Origin of the sequence: Kinneretia sp. DJ1R-11 (assembly GCF_025717595.1) — a bacterium.
In the GTDB taxonomy this organism is placed as follows: domain Bacteria; phylum Pseudomonadota; class Gammaproteobacteria; order Burkholderiales; family Burkholderiaceae_C; genus Paucibacter_A.
Genome location: NZ_JAJIRR010000014.1, coordinates 60,970 through 77,267, shown reverse-complemented (window position 1 = coordinate 77,267; position 16,298 = coordinate 60,970). Strand labels below are relative to the sequence as shown.

General features: G+C 67.3%; 16 protein-coding genes, 1 tRNA gene and 1 riboswitch. All 17 genes read left to right on the top strand.

All coding sequences use genetic code 11. The features are described 5' to 3' along the window. Positions 1-17 precede the first annotated feature (17 nt). The 17 genes from ispE (at position 18) to LNV23_RS19870 (ending at position 16,296) form a co-directional block, all read left to right on the top strand. The gene (ispE, locus tag LNV23_RS19950; protein ID WP_263564594.1) at positions 18-1,022 is read left to right on the top strand and encodes a 4-(cytidine 5'-diphospho)-2-C-methyl-D-erythritol kinase; all 1,005 of its coding nucleotides are present in this window, start codon (positions 18-20) and stop codon (positions 1,020-1,022) included. Positions 1,023-1,062: 40 nt separating this feature from the next. Beyond that, positions 1,063-1,139 (top strand) — tRNA-Gln (locus LNV23_RS19945). Positions 1,140-1,209: 70 nt separating this feature from the next. Further along, entirely contained in the window at positions 1,210-2,172 is a 963-nt protein-coding gene (locus LNV23_RS19940) for a ribose-phosphate pyrophosphokinase (protein WP_124448124.1), read from the top strand. A gap of 145 nt (positions 2,173-2,317) precedes the next feature. After that, positions 2,318-2,938 carry a 50S ribosomal protein L25/general stress protein Ctc gene (locus LNV23_RS19935; RefSeq protein WP_263516880.1) on the top strand — a complete coding sequence of 207 codons (621 nt, stop codon included), beginning with the start codon at positions 2,318-2,320 and terminating at the stop codon, positions 2,936-2,938. Positions 2,939-3,105: 167 nt separating this feature from the next. Continuing rightward, positions 3,106-3,780, top strand: a complete 675-nt coding sequence (gene pth / locus LNV23_RS19930; protein ID WP_263564593.1) for an aminoacyl-tRNA hydrolase — start codon at positions 3,106-3,108, stop codon at positions 3,778-3,780. A 2-nt stretch (positions 3,781-3,782) separates the two neighbouring features. Then, entirely contained in the window at positions 3,783-4,292 is a 510-nt protein-coding gene (locus tag LNV23_RS19925; protein ID WP_263564592.1) for a hypothetical protein, read from the top strand. Further along, positions 4,287-4,547, top strand: a riboswitch (cobalamin riboswitch). (Overlaps the previous gene by 6 nt.) A gap of 99 nt (positions 4,548-4,646) precedes the next feature. Further along, positions 4,647-6,599, top strand: coding sequence for a TonB-dependent receptor plug domain-containing protein (locus tag LNV23_RS19920; RefSeq protein WP_263564591.1), 1,953 nt, complete (start codon positions 4,647-4,649; stop codon positions 6,597-6,599). A gap of 25 nt (positions 6,600-6,624) precedes the next feature. Beyond that, positions 6,625-7,203, top strand: a complete 579-nt coding sequence (gene cobU / locus LNV23_RS19915) for a bifunctional adenosylcobinamide kinase/adenosylcobinamide-phosphate guanylyltransferase (RefSeq protein ID WP_263564590.1) — start codon at positions 6,625-6,627, stop codon at positions 7,201-7,203. Continuing rightward, positions 7,200-8,105 (top strand): ABC transporter substrate-binding protein, encoded by a 906-nt coding sequence (locus LNV23_RS19910; RefSeq protein WP_263564589.1) that lies wholly within the window; start codon positions 7,200-7,202, stop codon positions 8,103-8,105. Before cobU ends, LNV23_RS19910 begins: the two co-directional genes overlap by 4 nt. Further along, positions 8,105-9,115 (top strand): FecCD family ABC transporter permease, encoded by a 1,011-nt coding sequence (locus LNV23_RS19905; protein WP_263564670.1) that lies wholly within the window; start codon positions 8,105-8,107, stop codon positions 9,113-9,115. Before LNV23_RS19910 ends, LNV23_RS19905 begins: the two co-directional genes overlap by 1 nt. After that, complete coding sequence (locus LNV23_RS19900) at positions 9,112-9,972, top strand: ABC transporter ATP-binding protein (protein ID WP_263516873.1); 861 nt, start codon at positions 9,112-9,114, stop codon at positions 9,970-9,972. Before LNV23_RS19905 ends, LNV23_RS19900 begins: the two co-directional genes overlap by 4 nt. A gap of 20 nt (positions 9,973-9,992) precedes the next feature. Next, positions 9,993-11,333: a cobyrinic acid a,c-diamide synthase CobB gene (locus LNV23_RS19895; RefSeq protein WP_263564588.1), complete on the top strand. Its 1,341-nt coding sequence runs from the start codon at positions 9,993-9,995 to the stop codon at positions 11,331-11,333. 2 nt (positions 11,334-11,335) lie between these two features. Then, positions 11,336-11,905 (top strand): cob(I)yrinic acid a,c-diamide adenosyltransferase, encoded by a 570-nt coding sequence (gene cobO, locus LNV23_RS19890; protein ID WP_263564587.1) that lies wholly within the window; start codon positions 11,336-11,338, stop codon positions 11,903-11,905. Positions 11,906-11,994: 89 nt separating this feature from the next. After that, positions 11,995-12,945, top strand: coding sequence for an adenosylcobinamide-phosphate synthase CbiB (gene cbiB / locus LNV23_RS19885; protein WP_263564586.1), 951 nt, complete (start codon positions 11,995-11,997; stop codon positions 12,943-12,945). Next, a complete protein-coding gene (locus LNV23_RS19880; RefSeq protein ID WP_263564585.1) occupies positions 12,942-14,009 on the top strand; it encodes a pyridoxal phosphate-dependent aminotransferase in 1,068 nt (355 codons plus the stop codon). Before cbiB ends, LNV23_RS19880 begins: the two co-directional genes overlap by 4 nt. Beyond that, positions 14,006-15,508, top strand: coding sequence for a cobyric acid synthase (locus tag LNV23_RS19875; RefSeq protein WP_263564584.1), 1,503 nt, complete (start codon positions 14,006-14,008; stop codon positions 15,506-15,508). Before LNV23_RS19880 ends, LNV23_RS19875 begins: the two co-directional genes overlap by 4 nt. Beyond that, the gene (locus LNV23_RS19870) at positions 15,505-16,296 is read left to right on the top strand and encodes an ABC transporter substrate-binding protein (protein ID WP_263564583.1); all 792 of its coding nucleotides are present in this window, start codon (positions 15,505-15,507) and stop codon (positions 16,294-16,296) included. The genes LNV23_RS19875 and LNV23_RS19870 overlap by 4 nt, the downstream gene beginning before the upstream one ends. Positions 16,297-16,298: the final 2 nt, after the last annotated feature.

Genomic DNA, 16,298 nt, shown 5'->3' with positions numbered 1-16,298 from the left:
TCTGACCTTTGCCCGCCATGCAAGCGCTCTACGACGTTCCCGCCCCTGCCAAGCTCAACCTGTTCCTGCATGTGGTGGGCAAGCGGCCGGACGGCTATCACCTGCTGCAGTCCATCTTCGCCTTGATCGATTGGTCCGACACCCTGCACTTCGAGCGCCGTGGCGACGGCTTGCTGCAGCGCCATGACCAGGGCGACGCCCTGCCCGCCGACGACCTGTGCCTGCGCGCCGCTCGCGCGCTGCAGCAGCAAAGCGGCTGCACGCTGGGCGCGGACATCCATATCGAAAAGCGCTTGCCGGCCGGCGCCGGCATGGGCGGCGGATCGTCCGACGCCGCCTCGACCCTGCTCGCTTTGAACCGCCTCTGGGGCCTGAATTGGCCGCTGTCGCGCCTGCTGCCCCTGGGCCTGAGCCTGGGCGCCGATGTGCCGTTTTTCCTCGGCGGCAGCCATGCTTTCGTCGAAGGCATCGGTGAAATCCTGCATCCGATCGAGCTGCCGGAGATGAGCTTTGCCGTGGTGAAACCGGCCGCCAGCATCCCCACGCAGAAAATATTTTCGAGCCTCCTCTTGGCAAGATCAAATTCCGTGGCTATAGTAGCGGGCTTTCCTGCACACAACAGCAGCGACGACAAAACCAAGAAATTGGCGCTGTCTGAAGATGCTGGCGCCCTGACAAGCGCAGTGAGCTTGGACTCCGAAGGAGTGAAGAAACTCTTGAATGGCTTTGGTCGCAACGACCTGCAAAAGCCGGCCGAGGACTTCTGCCCCGAGGTGGTACAGGCACTCGAACTGCTGGAATCGCGATTCGGCAACAGCCGGATGACGGGTTCAGGCAGTGCGGTATTTGCAAGAGTCGACGCTTCCGAGTGCGCTCCAGAAAATACCCATGAGTACGGGAAAGACGGGATTGACTACCGTGAAAAAAATCAGCTGATTTCGGGTTTACCCACTCACTGGTCTGGTAGAATTTGCCGCAGTCTGAATCGCCACCCTTTGCAGGGTTGGACGAACAAAGACTGACACAAGTTATGGGGTGCTGCAGCTCTGCAGTGTCCTGTGTAGGGGAGTCGCCAAGTTGGTTAAGGCATCGGATTTTGATTCCGACATGCGAAGGTTCGAATCCTTCTTCCCCTGCCAAATTTCTTTCTCGTAGATACCCACCCGGACACGCTGGCTGGCCACGGGTCCTTGACCCAAAGGATGGCCCGTGCTGCTCAATACCGTCCTCTTCACCGGTAACGCCAATCCGGTGCTCTCCCAAGAAATCGCCACGCATCTGGGCCTCGAGCTCGGCAAGGCTGTGGTCGGTCGCTTCTCCGATGGTGAAGTCACGGTCGAGATCCAGCAAAACGTTCGCGCTCGCGACGTCTTCGTCATCCAGCCCACTTGCGCGCCGACGAACGAGAACCTGATGGAACTGCTGATCATGGTCGATGCCCTGAAGCGCGCCAGCGCTCGCCGCATCACCGCCGTGATCCCCTACTACGGTTACGCCCGCCAGGACCGCCGCCCCCGTTCGACCCGCGTGCCGATCTCGGCCAAGGTGGTGGCCAATTTGCTGGAAACCGTCGGTGTCGAGCGCGTCCTGACCATGGACTTGCACGCCGACCAGATCCAAGGCTTCTTCGACATCCCGGTTGACAACATCTACGCCTCGCCCGTGCTGCTGTCGGACCTGAAGGCCCGCAACTACAGCAATCTGGTGGTGGTCAGCCCTGACGTCGGCGGTGTGGTCCGCGCGCGCGCCCTGGCCAAGCAGCTGGGCTGCGATCTGGCCATCATCGACAAGCGCCGTCCGGCCGCCAATGTCTCGGAAGTGATGCACGTCATCGGTGAGATCGACGGCCGCAACTGCGTGATCATGGATGACATGATCGACACGGCAGGCACCCTGGTGAAGGCCGCTGAAGTGCTGAAGGACCGTGGCGCCAAGAGCGTGTTCGCCTACTGCACCCACCCCATTCTGTCGGGCCCCGCCATCGAGCGCATCTCCAAGTCGCACCTGGACGAAGTCGTCATCAGCAACACCATTCCGCTGAACGACGCCGCCAAGGCCTGCGGCAAGATCCGCCAGCTGTCGGTTGCCTTCCTGTTCGCCGAAACCATCCGCCGCATTTCGGACGGTGAGTCGGTCACCTCGCTGTTTAGCGAGCAGAACAACAATTTCTAAGCAAATTTTCGGGCGACGCAGCGTTCAGCCGCGGCGCCCGAATCACATGCAGTCGCAGTTCGGACTGCATTTCACTGAGCAGCCTGGTCGCGGGCGCTCAACACCATGAACACCGCTTGCGGTGTTCAGCCCTTTTGGAGTCACTATGAAATTCACCGCTTTTGAGCGCAATCTGCAGGGGACCGGAGCGAGCCGCCGCCTGCGCATTGCCGGCCGCGTTCCTGGTATCGTTTTCGGCGCTGGCGCTCCTGCCAACATCGAACTGGACCACAACGCCCTGTTCCACGCCCTGAAGAAGGAAGCCTTCCACAGCACCATCCTCGAGATGGAACTGAACGGCGCCGTCACGCAAGTTCTGCTGCGCGACTTCCAACTGCACCCCTACAAGCCGCAAGTCCTGCACTGCGACTTCCAGCGCGTGGACAGCAGCACCAAGATCACCAAGAAGATCCCGCTGCACTTCATCGGTGAAGACACTTCGCCTGCTGTGAAGACCGACCACTGCACGGTCAACCACATCATCACCGAGCTGCAGATCACCTGCCTGGCTCAGCAACTGCCCGCTTTCATCGAAGTGGACCTGAGCGGCCTGACCAAGGGTCACTCGGTGCACGTCAATGACCTGAAGATCCCCGCAGGTATCAAGGTCGTGACGCACGGCAAGCCGAACCCCGTGGTCGCCACGCCGGTGGAGCCCGTGGTTGAAGTCGTGGTGGCCGCAGCTGCCGCTCCGGCCGACGACGGCAAGAAGAAGAAGAAGAAGTAATTCTTCTTTTCTTCCCGCACTGCCCTGCCGATTTACCCTGCTCACGCGAGGCATCGGCATCAAGAAGAAGGCCCTGCTCTGCGGGGCCTTTTTTGTTTCATCTCAAGGCTTGAGGTCGGAGCCGCCACAGCTCCAAGACCGACAGCCACAAGGCCATAATCTTCCGCATGAGCATCCGACTCTTTGTTGGCCTGGGCAACCCGGGCGCCGAGTACGAAGACACGCGCCATAACGCCGGTTTCTGGTGGACCGATGCGCTGGCGCGCAAGCTGGGCACCACCCTGCAGCCCGAACGCAATTACTACGGCCTGTGCGCACGCGTGAACAACGCGCCCGGCAGCGACGGCCCGGTCTGGCTGCTGCAGCCCATGACCTATATGAACCTTTCGGGCAAGTCGGTGGCGGCGCTGGCCCGCTTCTTCAAGATCGAGCCCGAGCAGATCCTGGCGATTCACGACGAGCTCGATCTGCTGCCCGGAGAGATGAAGTTCAAGCAAGGCGGCGGCAACGGCGGCCACAACGGCTTGAAGGACATGCAGGCCCAGCTGGGCTCGGCCAATTTCTGGCGTCTGCGCCTGGGCATCGGTCACCCGGGCCACAAGGGCGAGGTGGCCGGCTATGTGCTGCGCAAGCCCCCGCTGTCGGAGCGCGAGCTGTTGCAGAACTGCATTGCCAAATCCATGGAGGCCGTGGAGCTGATGTTGAGCGGGCAGATGGACAAGGCCCTGGCCAAGATCCACGCCAAGCCGCCACGGCCCAAGCCGCCCAAGCCGGTCAACAAGCCAGACGCCGACACCGTGTCCAGCAATGCGCCCGCACCAACGGATCTGAAAGTGAGCTGATCATGCACAGCACCCCGCAGCCCCGCCCCTTCGGTCACCTCACCGCAGCGGCCCTGGCTGCGGTCCTGGCGCTGCCGCTCAGCGGCGTCGTCATGGCGCAGAGTCAGACACGCAGCACGACGATCTACCGCTGCGGCCCAGACGGGCGAGACCTGCGCGACGCCCCTTGCCCTGAGGCGGCTGACAAGGCGCCTCAATCCCTCAGCTTCGACCAGCCCAGTGCAGCCGACCGGCGCGCTGCCCAAGAACTCGCACAGCAGGACGCAAGGCGGGCCCGCGAGCTCGAAGTGCAGCGCCAGCAGCAAGAGGCCGAAGCCCGGCGCCGCGCGGCTCCTGCCATCGCCATCCATGGCCGAGGCCAGCCGCCCGCAGCCGCCGCCGCCCCCAGCAAGCAGGCACAGGCCCCGACGCCGCCCAAAACACCCAAAGACCCCAAGCCACCAAAGACACCCAAGGCGCCGAAGGTGACCCAGCCGGGCAAAGCCGCCAAGCCCGCCTCTGCAGCAAGCTAGAATCCCGCCGTTGGTGCTCGTGCAGGCATTCATGTCTGTGCAGTTAAACGGGAATCAGAAAGGCCGCGCTCCCACGGAGCCATGCCCAACCTGAGCTGTCCCCGCAACGGTAAGTGAACGAAGTTCGGTCGCGCCTTCCGGCGTGCGCTTGAACCTCAGCCTCTGTCAACAATCCACTGATGCCTGCCGGCATTGGGAAGGACACAGCAGGCCATGTTCACCAGCCCGGATACCGGCCAACAACGTGGTGCGCCGCGTGCCCTTGCCCGAACCGGGCTGGCGCCGCAGCACATCGTTCAACAGGCGCTCAGCGGGTGAGCTGGTGCCTGGCAGTCTTGCTTGTTTCTCGTTCACATGACCTCTTCTGTCCGGCCCCAGGCCCGCACTCAGGCGCGCGCGTCCCTGCCCGCTTCCATCCCCTCCTCCACGGTCCGCGCGCGTACGCTGCCCTTTGCCCTGGCCCTGATCGCAGTGGCCGTCCAGGGCGAAGCCCTGGCGCAGGGCCCTGGCCCGAACAAACTCGATTCGGTGGTGGTCACGGCCACCCGTTCGCCGATTCGCCTGAGCGAAGTCCTGGCTGACCTGACCGTGCTGAACCGCGCCGACATCGAGCGCCAGGCCTTCGGCGGCCTGGCCGATCTGCTGCGCAACAGCGGCTGCGTGGAGATGGTGCGCAATGGCGGCCCCGGCACCAGCACCTCGCTCTATCTGCGCGGCGCTGAAACCCGCCACACCGTGGTACTGGTGGACGGCGTGCGCGTCGATTCGCAGGCCAGCGGCGGCACGGCCTGGCAAGGCATCCCGCTGTCCCAGATTGAACGCGTGGAAGTGCTCAAGGGCCCGGCCAGCGCCATCTACGGCTCGGACGCCGTCGGCGGCGTGGTGCAGATCTTCACCCGCAAGGGCGGCCCGCGCCTGCAGGCCGAGTTGGGCGCCGGTCTGGGCAATCTGGGCACACGCAAGCTCGACGCCGGCCTCACCGGCAGCTCGGGCCTGCTGGACTTCGCCCTCAGCGCAGCGGGCGAACGCAGCGACGGCTTCAACAGCACCATCGACTCACCCAGCAGCTTCAGCTACATCGCCGACCGTGACGGCTGGAAGAACCACAACCTCAAGGCCCGTGTCGGCCTGCAGCTGAATCCGGCGCACCGTCTGGAAGCGCTGGCGCTCAGCAGCCACGCTGATGCTCAGTACGATGGTTCCAAGAGCACGCCCAACAACGACGACCACAGCATCCAGGACACCCGCGTTGCCCAGCTGAGCTGGAGCGCACAGTGGGTGCCGGCCCTGCAAACCCAGCTGAGCCTGGGCCAGTCGAACGAGCAGTACGAGACCAAACCCTCGATCTACCAGACCGAGACTCGGCTGCGCAATATCAGCCTCAACGGCAGCTACGAGATCAGCAAAGGTCAGCAGCTCAACTTCATCGTCGAGCGCCGCGAAGACCGTCTGGAGAATCCGAACCTGCTGACCGCAGACAAGATCGACAAGCGCCACCAGAATGCTTTGGCCCTGGGCTGGCTGTGGAGCCAGGACGCGCTGAGCCTGCAGCTGCATGGCCGCCATGACGACGACAGCCAGTTCGGTGGCGTCAACACCGGCACGGTCGCGGCCGGCTATGTGATCGCCCCGGGCCTGCGCCTGGTCAGCTCCATCGGCACCGCCTTCCGCGCGCCGACCTTGTTCCAGCGCGGCAGCATCTACGGCCCCGATCTGAGCAAGCCCGGCGTCAAGCCGCTCGATGCCGAACATGGTCGCAACTTCGAATTCGGACTGAAGTACGGCAATGAGCGCAGCGAGTTTTCGGTCACCGCCTACCGCAATCGCATCCGCGATCTGATCATCTACGGCGCGGCCGGCAGCTGCATCAACAAGGGCGGCTGCTACCAGAACGTGGCCTCGGCCCGTTTGCAAGGCCTGAGCCTGCAGGGCAGCACCGAGATCGCCGGTATTCGCCTCTCCAGCACCGTGGACCTGCAAGCTCCCAAGGACATGAGCACCAGCAAGCTGCTGGCCCGCCGTGCGCGCATGTATGGCACATTGCGTGCCGACACCACGGTGGCGAACTGGAAGTTGGGCGCGGCCGTGCAGAGCTCGGGTCAGCGCTATGACAACGCCGCCAACACCAAGCCGCTGGCGGGCTATGCCTTGCTCAACCTCGACGCCCAGTACAGCCTGACGCGCGAACTGCGCCTGCAGCTGAATCTGGACAATGCCTTCAACCGCAGCTACCAGACAGCAGGTGGCTACGCCCAGGCACCGCGCACGGTCTTCGTCGGGCTGCGCTACAGCCCGGCTGCGCTGTAAGGTCCACGCTGCCGGACGCAGGCCCATGACAGCGCAGCACCAGCTCATCGTCGGTGGCCAACGCAGCGGCAAGAGCCGCCACGCTGAAGAGCTGGCCCTGCGCTGGCAGGCGGCCTCGCCCGCCCATGAGGTCTGCGTGCTGGCCACGGCCTTGGCCTGGGACGAGGAGATGCGCCAGCGCATCGCCCGCCACCAGGCGGATCGCCCGGCCGGCTTTACCACGGTCGAGGTGCCAATGTCGCTGAGCCGGGCCCTGCGCGCCCAGAGCGCTCCGGGCCGGCTGCTGCTGGTGGACTGCCTGACCCTGTGGCTGACCAACTGGCTGATGCCCATGGACGGCCGGCCCGACCGCGCCGGCTGGGCCGCGGAACAGGCCGCGCTGCTCGACTGCCTGCCCGGTCTGGTTTCGCCGGTGATCTTCGTCTCCAACGAGGTCGGCTGGGGCATCTCGCCCTTGGGGCCTGAGGTGCGCGACTTCGTCGACGAATTGGGCCGACTCAACCAGGCCGTGGCACGCCGCTGTCAAGACCTGACCCTGATGGTCGCCGGTCAGGCCTGGACGCGGCCGGTCGAACAAGGAAGAAGTGGAGGAGAACCCGCATGAAGATCACGCAACCGCGCTTGCTGCCCGCTTTGCTACTGCTGCTACCGCTGCTTCTGCTATCGCTGATATCAGCCAGTGCCCAAGCCGCGCCGATCAAGCTCAGCGACGACGCCGGCAACACCTTGCAGCTCAGCGAACCGCCGCGCCGCATCATCAGCCTGCTGCCCTCCTTGACCGAGACCGTCTGCGCTCTGGGTGCCTGCGATCGCCTGGTCGGCGTGGACCGCTATTCCAACCACCCGGCCTCGGTGAACGCCCTGCCCAAGCTGGGCGGCCTCGATGACACACAGATCGAGACCATCGTCGCACTCAAGCCAGATGTGGTCATCCTGTCCGCATCCTCGCGGGTGCAGGACCGCCTGGCCAGCCTGGGCATCAAGCTGCTGGTGCTGGAGACACGCAGCCACGAGGATGTGCGCCGCGTGCTGGGCAAGATCGGCGAGCTGCTGGGCGTGGCGGAGCCGCAGAAGGTCTGGCAGCAGATCGACGCGGCCGTCCATCAGGCGGCGGCCAGCGTGCCGGCCTCGGTCAAAGGCCAGACCATTTACTACGAAATCGACAGTGCGCCCTACGCCGCTGGCGAGTCGTCCTTCATCGGCGAGACGCTGACGCGCTTGGGCGTGAAGAACATCGTCGGCAAGGAACTGGGGCCCTTCCCCAAGCTCAACCCCGAATTCATCGTACGGGCCGATCCGCAGATCATCATGGTGTCGCAGCGCAGCGGCGCCAGCCTGCCCGGCCGTCCGGGCTGGGCCGGTATCCGGGCCCTGCGCAACAAGCAGCTCTGCATCTTCCCCAAGGAGGAGACCGAGGTGATCAGCCGCCCCGGCCCGCGCATGGGCGAGGCCGCCGGATGGATGGCGCGCTGCCTGCGCAGCCTGGCGCCGGCAGCGAAGCCATGATGCTGATCCCGAGCCACCACAAGCCGCTGGTCCTGCTCTTGGCCCTGGCCCTGCTCAGCAGCCTGCTGGTGATGCTGGGTGTGGCGGTGGGCAGCACCGGTTTCAGCTGGAGCTGGCTGGACAGCAGCGAACCGGTGCAAGAGCAGATCCTCTGGCAGATCCGCCTGCCGCGCTCGATCGGTGCCTGGGTGGCCGGCGGCCTGCTGGGCTTGGCCGGCGCGGTGGCACAAGGCCTGTTCCGCAATGCCCTGGCCGACCCCTATTTGCTCGGCGCCTCCTCCGGCGCAGGCCTCGGTGTGGCCTTGCTGCTGGTGCTGGCCGGCACCTCGCCAGCGGCCGCCTCGCTGTGGCTGCGCATGGGCCTGACCGGCGCGGCTTTTCTGGGCGCTGTGGGCGCCGTGCTGCTGACTTTGATCCTGGCCCGTGGCGTCGAACAGACCATGCGCTTGCTGCTGGCCGGCGTCATCGTCGGCGTGGTCCTGGGCTCGGCGACCACGCTGATGATTCTGATGGCGCCCGACATCATGCGGCCCATGCAGGCCTTCGTCATGGGCTCGACTGGCTTTCTGGGCTGGAACAGCGTGCTCATCATGGCGCCGCTGCTGGCCGTCTGCCTGCTGACGGCCTTGGGCAGCAGCCGTGCGCTCGATGCCATGACGCTCGGTGAATCGACCGCCGCATCGCTGGGCGTGCGCTTGCCCACCATCCGCCTGATCCTGATTGCCGTGCTGGCCCTGGCCACCGGCGCGGCCGTGGCGCAAGCCGGGCTGATCGCCTTTGTCGGTCTGGTCGCGCCCCACCTGGTGCGCAGCCGGCTGCACTGCACCCACAGCTGGCTGCTCCTGCTCTCGGCCCTGACCGGCGGCGCCCTGCTGCTGGCGGCCGACATCCTGGCGCGCTGGCTGGTGGCGCCGCAAGAGCTTCCGGTCGGCGTGGTCACCACCGTGCTGGGCGGCGCCTACCTGCTCTGGCTGATGCATCGCAAACCCCTGCTGGAGAACCGGGCATGAAGTCAATAACGCCACATTCACCGGCACTCCAGACGCAAGTCCAAAGCCTGCAGCTGCAAGGGCAGACGATTCTTCATGAGCTGGGTCTGGCGCTGCAGCCGGGCCAATGGACCGCCATCGTCGGGCCCAACGGCGCCGGCAAGTCGACCTTGCTGCGCGCCATCGCAGGCCTGCTGCCGATGCAGGGCCAGTTGCAGTTGCTGGGCCGCGACTGGGCGGACTGGCCAGCCCGCGACCGCGCCCGCGCCCTGGCTTGGCTGGGTCAGAACGAAAGCAGCTCGGATGTGCTGACGGCCTACGAGGTGGTGATGCTGGGCCGCCTGCCTCACCAGGCCTGGCTGGCGCCGCCCAGCAGTGCTGACCATGCGGCCGTGCTGCAAGCCATGCAGCAGACCCAGAGCTGGGACTGGCGCGAACGCCCCTTGGGCCGCCTCTCGGGCGGCGAGCGCCAGCGCGTGTTGCTGGCTCGCGCGCTGGCGGTTCAGGCTCAGGTGTTGCTGATGGACGAACCGCTGGCCCATCTCGACCCGCCGCACCAGGCCGACTGGCTGGAACTGGTGCGCGGCCTGGCCGCCTCGGGCGTGGCCGTGGTCAGCGTCCTGCACGAGCTGAACATGGCCTTGCAAGCAGACAGCCTGGTCGTCATGCAGGCCGGCCGCATCCGCTGCCAGGGCTCGCCCGAGCGGGCCGACACCCGTGCGGCTCTGCAACAGGTCTTCGATGAACGACTGCATCTGGTCGAAGTGCAAGGTCAGTGGCTGGCCTTGCCGGCCGCGCCCTCGGCACGCCGGGCCACGACAGCCGCATCGGTCTCGCCCGCCAGCAATGTGCTGCCGCTGAAACGCAGCGCGGAATGAGCACAAGAAGCCGTTCGCCCATGCCAGCACGAGAACGTCTCTGCCCCGCCGTGCTGATCAGCGCCCCCTCCTCGGGTTCGGGCAAGACGAGCGTCACCGCGGCCATCGCCCGCTGGCACCGCCGCCAAGGCCAGCATGTGCGTGTGTTCAAGACCGGGCCGGACTACCTCGACCCCATGGTGCTGGAGCGCGCCAGCGGCCATCCGGTCTACCAACTGGATTTGTTCATGGGTGGCTTGACCCATTGCCGCGCCCTGCTGGCCCAAGCTGCGGCTGAAGCGGACCTGATCCTGGTCGAGGGTGTGATGGGCTTGTTCGACGGCGATCCCAGCAGCGCCGATCTGGCCGCCGCCTTCGGCCTGCCGGTGCTGGCCGTGATCGATGCCTCGGCCATGGCCCAGACCTTTGCCGCACTGGCCACCGGCTTGCAGCGCTACCGCAGCGACATCCAGCTCTGCGGCGTGGTGGCCAACCGCGTGGGCAGTCCCGGCCATGGCCAGATGGTGGCCCAAGGCCTGCCGGCCGATCTGCCCCTGGCCGCCGCCCTGCTGCGCAAGCCAGAGCTGAGTCTGCCCGAGCGCCACCTGGGCCTGGTCCAGGCCATGGAGCTGCCCGAGCTGGACAGCCAGCTGGACGCTTGGGGCCAGGCCTGGGGCGATGCCCTGCAGCCGGACTTCGAATGGCCACCGGTGCGCTTTGACCTGCAAGAACCGCTCTGGCCGGAGAACGAGGTAGCGCCGCAGGCCCTGGCCGGCCTCCGCATCGCCGTGGCACAGGACGCCTGCTTCTCCTTCATCTACCCGGCCAATCTCGACTGCCTGCGTGCGCTGGGCGCTGAGGTGATCAGCTTCTCGCCGCTGCAGGGGCAGGTCTTGCCGGACTGCGATGCGCTCTGGCTGCCCGGTGGCTACCCCGAGCTGCACGCGCCGGCACTGGCCGCCCACCCGAGCTTCTTCGCTTCGCTGCGCCAGCACCTGGCGAAGGCCAAACCCCTGCTGGCCGAATGTGGCGGCATGCTCTGTCTGCTGGACAGCCTGGCCGATGCCGAGGGCCAGGTGCATCCCATGGCCGGCCTGATGCCCGGGCAGGCACGCATGCAAAGGCGACTGGCCGCTCTGGGCCTGCAAGCCCTGGATTGGCCCGAGGGCCCGCTGCGCGGCCACAGTTTTCATCACTCGACGATGGACACCGCGCTGGCTCCAACAGCCATGGCCAGCAACCCCAATGCCAAGACCGGCAGCCGCACGGCCGAAGCCCTGTACGCACAAGGTTCGCTGCGCGCCAGCTATGTGCACCATTACTTCCCCTCCAACCCGGCGGCTGTGGCTGCCTTCTTCTCATCGGCCACCGGCCCACGCTGAGCATGGAAATCATTGCGCCCCCTGTTGACCGCGAACGCGTCATCCCCACGGCCGAGCGCCGCGGCCTGATCCTCGTCCACACCGGCGACGGCAAGGGCAAGAGCACGGCCGCCTTCGGCCTGGCCCTGCGCGCCCATGGCCGCGGCAAGGCGGTCAAGATCTACCAGTTCATGAAAGTGCCCAGCGCCCGCTTTGGCGAGCACCGCCTGTTCGAGCAGCTCGGTGTGCCCATCGAAGGCCTGGGCGATGGCTTCAGCTGGAAGAGTAAGGACCTGGAGCATAGTGCCCAGCTGGCCCGCGATGGCTGGGCGCGCGCCGCCGCAGCAATAGCCGCGGGCGAGCATTTCCTGGTCGTGCTGGACGAGATCATGTACCCGCTGCGCTACGGCTGGCTGCCGCTGGAGCCGGTGCTGCAAGCCCTGCGCGAACGGCCGGCCCATGTCCATGTGGTGCTGACCGGACGTAACGCGCCAGACGAGCTGATCGAACTGGCCGACACCGTGACCGAGATGACGCTGGTCAAGCACCACTTCAAGGCGGGTGTGCCGGCGCAAAGAGGCATCGAGGACTGAGGCAGGACCGAGGGCCAGCCCTGCGGCTGGACCGACGCCTGCCGAAGAGCGCCCCGCTTGCAAGCGGAGCGTCCAACCAGAAGGACAAAATGACCACCAACATGGCCTGGCTGCTGCCCCTGGCGTTTGCCTTCGCCCTGGCGATCGATCGCCTCTGCGGCGAGCCGCCGCTGTGGGCGCATCCGGTGGTGGCCATGGGCAAGTACCTGGGCCTGTTCACGGAAGTGCTGGCACGGCAGCCAGCGGGCCTGGCTTTTGTCGGCGGCGCCTTGGCCTGGTGCGTGGGCGCCGGGCTCTGCATCGCCCTGGCCATGCTGCTGGAAACGCAGCTGATCGCGCAGACCCAGGCCTGGCTCGGTGGGGCGCACCTGTTGCTGTGTGCGGCCCTGCTGGGTCTCTTGCTCAAGCCCTTGCTGGCCTGGCGCATGCTCCGCGAAGAGGTGGCGGCCGTCGAAGCGGCCCTGGCCGATTCGTTGCCGGCCGGGCGGGCGCGGCTGGCGCGATTGGTCAGCCGCGACACCACGCGCTTGAGCGAGGCCGAGGTGCGCGAGGCTGCGCTGGAGACCCTGGCCGAGAACCTCAATGACTCGGTGGTGGCGCCCCTGTTCTGGGCCATGATCGCCGGCCTGCCCGGCGCGGCGCTCTACCGTTTTGCCAACACGGCCGATGCCATGTGGGGCTACCACGACCGACGCGAATGGTCGGGCAAATGGGCGGCACGCGCCGACGACGCCCTGTCCTGGATTCCCGCCCGCCTGACGGCCCTGGGCCTGCTGCTCGGCCGGCCCAAACTGTGGCTGGCACTGTTCAGTCAGGCGCGCCGCACGCCCTCGCCCAACAGCGGTTGGCCCATGGCGGCCCTGGCCCTGCGCCTGGGCCTGAGCCTGGGCAAGCCCGGGGTCTACCGCCTCAACGAAGCAGGGCGCGCGCCGCAGTCCGGCGATCTGGCGCCAGCCCTGGGCCAGGCGCGCTGGAGCCTCATGCTCAACGCCGGCCTGCTGGCACTGAGCGCGGCCTGGCTGCGTGGCGGCTTGTCATGAGCGCCGCGGCCCCTTTCATCCCCGAGCATGGCGGCGCCGACAGCGGCCCGACGCCGCGTCATGATTTCTCCAGCAATGCCAGCCCTCTGGGACCGCCGCCGGCGCTCTGGCAGGCGGTGCTGGATGCCGACCGCAGCCGCTACCCCGACCCGCGGTACCGCGCCCTGAGCCAGCGCCTGGCTGCTGCGCACGGCCTGGAAGACGGCGAACGCGTGCTGCCGGCCTCGGGCGGGGCCGAGGCGATCCGGCGCCTGAGCCTGGCGACCCTGCGCGCCGGCCTGCGCCATGTCTGGCTGCCCAGCCCCGGCTTTGCCGACTACGAGGCCGCAGCCCTCGCTCTGGGTCTGCAGGTGCACCGTTATGCATCGAGCCAGGATTTGGTTCAGGGCCTGGGCCGGCAAGAAGACGGCTTGCCCTGCGCCGCACCGGCCCTGGTCTGGGTCTGCGACCCCTGCAACCCGACGGGCGCCAGCTTCAGCCTCGACGAGTGGATGGTGCTGGACCTGGCCTTGCAGGACAGCGATTCCATCCTGGCCGTGGACCAGGCGTACGAGCCCTTGCGCCTGGACGGCGCCTGCGCCCTGCCCGCCGACTTGGCCGAGCGCGCCTGGCGCCTGGTCTGCCCCAACAAGGCCTTGGGGCTTACGGGCGTGCGCGCGGCCTATCTGTTGGCACCCGCGGCCTGCCCGCTTCAAGCCCTGGCCCCGCAACTGGCGCCCAGCTGGGTGCTGGCCAGCGAGGGCTGCGCCCTGCTGCAGGCTTGGTGCCGGCCAGAGACCGAGCGCTATCTGAGCCAGGTCAGGGCCCAGCTGCGCGAATGGAGGCAGGATCAGCGTGCGCTGCTGGCCGAGCTGGGCTGGCAGCAAAGTGAGGCGAGCTGCAGCAATTTCTGGCTGACCCGGCCCACGCAGGACAGCGACAGCCTGCTGCGCGCGCTGCGCCAGCGCGGCATCAAGCTGCGCGATGCCCGCAGCTTCGGCCTGCCGGGCTGGCTGCGCGTCTCGACCCAGCCGCCCAGCGCCCAGGCCGCCCTGTACCAAGCGATCAAGGACCTCCCGCAATGACGCCCCAAAAAGAACAACAACAAAAAGCCGCCAAGGCGGTGATGGTGCTGGGCACCACCAGCGGCGCAGGCAAGAGCTGGCTGGCCACGGCCCTGTGCCGCTTCTACGCACGCCAGGGGCTCAAAGTTGCGCCCTACAAAGCCCAAAACATGAGCAACAACGCCCGGGTGGTGCCCGGCCTGAACGGTCGCCTGGGCGAGATCGGCAGCGCCCAGTACTTCCAGGCCCTGGCCGCGCGGCGCACGCCCGAGGTGCGCATGAACCCGGTGCTGCTCAAGCCGGAGGCGGACACGAAATCCCAGGTCATCGTGCTCGGCGAGGTGGACCCGGTGCTGAGCGAGTGGCCCTGGCGCGAGCGCAGCGAGCAGCTCTGGCTGCGCGCCCGGCCGCCCCTGCACGAGCTGATGGCCGAGAACGATGTGGTGGTGATCGAGGGCGCGGGCTCGCCGGCCGAGATCAATCTGCACAGCAGCGACTACGTGAACATGCGCACCGCGCTGGAGGTGAACGCCGCCTGCCTGCTGGTCACTGACATCGACCGCGGCGGCGCCTTTGCCCACCTCTACGGCACCCACCAACTGCTGCCCGCGCATGAAAGCGCGCTGATCCGAGGCTTTGTGCTGAACCGTTTCCGTGGCGATGCCAGCCTGCTGGCCCCGGGGCCGGAGCAGTTGCAGGCGCTGACCGGCGTGCCCACGATGGCGGTGTTGCCGATGTGGCGCGGCCACGGCCTGCCCGAGGAGGATGGTGTCTACGACGACCGCCCCACCGGCAGCGGTCAGGCGCGCCTGCGCATCGCCGTCATCGCCTACCCGCGCCTGTCCAATCTCGACGAGTTCCAGCCCCTGCGCAGCCTGCCCGGCGTGCGCCTGAGCTGGGCGCGCAGCCCGGCCGAGTTGGAGGGCGCGGACTGGATCATCCTGCCCGGTTCCAAGGCGGTGGCGGCCGATCTGGCCTGGCTGCGCGCGCAAGGCCTGGACCTGCCCATCGCCCAGCATGCCGCCGCCGGCCGGCCAGTGCTGGGCATTTGCGGCGGCCTGCAGATGCTGGGCGAAAGCCTGCTCGACCCGCATGGCCTGGACGGCAATGCGCCCGGTCTGGGCCTGCTGCCCCTGGTCACGCAGTTCGAACGCGACAAGCTTTTGCGCCCCTGCGATCTGCGCTTTGCCGAGCTCGAAGGGCCATGGGCCCCACTGAGCGGCGTGGCCGCCGGCGGCTACGAGATCCACCACGGCCGCACCGTCCAGCACCCCAGCCTGGCGCCGGCCCAGGTGGCCTTGCGCAACGAGGCGGGCGAGGCCATAGGCTGGCGCGAGGGCTCGGTGCTGGGTCTGTACGCCCACGGCCTGTTCGAGCAGGACAGCGTCTTGCGTGCCCTCTTCGGCCAAAGCCTGCCCGGCCTGGACTCGGTCTTCGAGGGCCTGGCCGACTACATCGAACAGCATTTCGAGCCCGGCGCCCTGATGGGCCTGCTCCAGAACCCGAGCGCCAAGCCATGAGCCGCCCCGAACGCATCGCCTGCCTGTCCACCGAGGCCGTGGACACGCTCTACCGCCTGGGTGCGCAAGCGCGCATCGCCGGCATCTCCGGCTACACCGTCTACCCGCCCGAGGCGCGCCAAGAGAAGCCCAAGATCAGCGGCTTCACCACCATGAAGCTGGAGAAGATTCAGGCCGTGCAGCCGGATCTGGTGATCGGTTTTTCGGATCTGCAAAAGCCGCTGCTGGCCGAATGCGAGGCCGCCGGCCTGGCCACGCTCAGTTTCGACCACCGCGATCTGGCCGGCATCCATGCCATGGTGCGCGCCCTCGGCGCCCTGGTCGGCCACGAGGCCCAGGCCGAGCAGCTCTGCGCCAGCCTGCAGGCCACGCAGGACGAGATCGCGGCCATCGGCCGCCAGCTGCCGCGCCGGCCGCGCGTCTGCTTCGAGGAATGGGACGAGCCGCTGATCATGGGCATCGGCTGGGTCAGCGAGATCATCGCGCTGGCCGGCGGCGAGGATGTGTTCGCCGACCGCGCCCGCGCCAGCCTGGCACGCGACCGCATCGTCAGCCCCGAGGAGGTGCTGGCCCGCCGGCCCGAGCTGATTCTGGGCAGCTGGTGCGGCAAGCGCTTCGTACCCGACAAGGTGCTGGCCCGGCCCGGCTTCGCCGCCCTGGGCGCACGCCTGATCGAAATCAAATCGGCCGACATCCTGGCCCCCGGGCCCACGGCCATCGAGCGTGGCGCCCGCCAGGTGCAGGCCGCCCTGCAATCCCTGTTTCAAGACACCGCAGAAAACCCATGACC